The sequence below is a fragment of the Caulobacter sp. CCH9-E1 genome (assembly GCF_001556515.1).
Taxonomy (GTDB): Bacteria; Pseudomonadota; Alphaproteobacteria; order Caulobacterales; family Caulobacteraceae; genus Caulobacter.
In genome coordinates, this window is sequence record NZ_LSJA01000066.1 from 1 (window position 1) to 1686 (window position 1686).

Genomic DNA, 1686 nt, shown 5'->3' on the forward strand with positions numbered 1-1686 from the left:
GCCGTCGCCCGAAAGCTCCTCGTCCGCCTCAACGCCAAGGCCAGGGACGCGCGAACGCAATGGCCAACGCTTGACCATCCAGACAGTCGCTCTCTCCAGAGAGAGGGATTCGTGAACGCCCCCTAACCACCCATGGCGGACGTTCAGGCCGTCCGCTGATCTGCTATCCAGCGCCTCGCCCTACTCCGCGTACAGCCCCAGCGCCTCCAGGCACAACTCCAGGCCCGTCAGGTCTCGCAACGGATCGTGCGTCACGATCACGAACAGCCGCCGGGCCTCGCCCCACAGCATGACGGTCTCGGGCAGGCCGTGGTCCTCGACCTGGCAGTCGTCGGCGTCGCGCCAGACACGGTTCTCATCGAGCGAAGCGCCCAGCATCTGGTCGACGCGGCCGACGTACTCGGCCTCGAGCTCGCTGGCGACGTTCAGATAGGCGAAGATCGGGCGGCCCAGCCCAGCCAGAACGCCCGCCTCGAACACCGCGGCCGTGTCGGCCGAGGGGCCGCGGAACGGAGTCAGATTGACGATCGCGGCGTCGGCCTGGCGCAATTGCGCCATGCGGGCCGCGTAGAACTGCCGGGCCGCCAGTTCGTCGCCGCCCTCCCCTGGGGGCATGACGGCGGGGATCAGCGGTTCGAAGCCGGCGTCGAGGCACAACGCCCGCTCCCGGGCGGCTTGGGCTTCGGAATCGGGGAGCCAGACCTGAGGGCCGGCGAGCCAGAGGGAACGGACGGGACGCATGCGCCTTACGTCTGGCCCCGAAGCGACCCTGTCAATGTTTGTCGGAAAGCTGCATGACGTCCATCGCGCGAAGAACCCTGTTGGCCGGCGGTCTGGCCGTCGCCGCCGCGTCCCTCGCTCCCGCCGCTCTCGCCGCCCCGGCCCAGCCCTGGCTGGCCTATGAGCGCCGCCTGCGCGGCCTGCTGGCCGATCCGCCCGGCGGCGACTTCGACGAGGATTTCGAGCGGACGCTGCTGGACCTCAATAATCTGATCCGTCGCCGCGAAGGCGCGCCGCCGCTGGCCTGGGATCCGGGACTGACGGCCGCCGCCCGCGGCCACGCCGCCGACATGGCCGTGACCGAGCGCTTCGACCACCTGACGCGGGAGGGCTACTCCCCCGCCGGCCGCGTCGGCCTCTTGGCCCGGGACCTGGTCGGCGCGCCGGCCGAGAACATCGCCATGCGCCGCAACGCCGACGGCGCGGTGCGGCCCGACCAGATCATGAACCAGTGGCGCGACAGCCCCGGCCACCGCGCCAACCTGGTCGCCCCCAGCTTCACCCATGTCGGCTACGGCGTCCTGCGCCAGGGACCTCGCGTCGTCGCCGTCGGCGCCTATGCCGAGGTGGCCGCGCGCCTGGCGGGTCCCGCGCCGCTACGCGTGCGCGGCCCGGACGAGATCGCCCGCGCCCTGTCGAACGCCGCCCCGCCGATCCGCCAGTTCTCGGTGTCCGAACCGGGCGGCGAGGTGCTGACCGTCACCTATGTCGAGGGCCGGCCGCCCAACGTGCTGCAGCCGGGCGCCTGGCAGCTGCGGCCGCACCTGTCCTCGGGCGAGCACCGCTACCAGCTGGGCTGGGGGCCGGTGTTCGTGCTGGAGTGAGGGGAAACGCCTTCCCGAAACTCATCCGTGTCATCCCGGAAGCCTCGCAGAGGCTATCCGGGACCCAGGGGTTGCAAGAGCG

General features: G+C 71.5%; 2 protein-coding genes. One reads left to right on the forward strand and one right to left on the reverse strand.

Annotated elements, in window-relative coordinates:
* Window positions 1–180: 180 nt before the first annotated feature.
* Window positions 181–741 carry a nucleoside 2-deoxyribosyltransferase gene (locus AX690_RS03405; RefSeq protein WP_066730286.1) on the reverse strand — a complete coding sequence of 187 codons (561 nt, stop codon included), beginning with the start codon at window positions 739–741 and terminating at the stop codon, window positions 181–183.
* A gap of 53 nt (window positions 742–794) precedes the next feature.
* Here AX690_RS03405 and AX690_RS03410 point away from each other — a divergent pair, with 53 nt between their 5' ends.
* Complete coding sequence (locus AX690_RS03410) at window positions 795–1604, forward strand: CAP domain-containing protein (protein WP_066730287.1); 810 nt, start codon at window positions 795–797, stop codon at window positions 1602–1604.
* The last annotated feature ends 82 nt before the right edge of the window (window positions 1605–1686 follow it).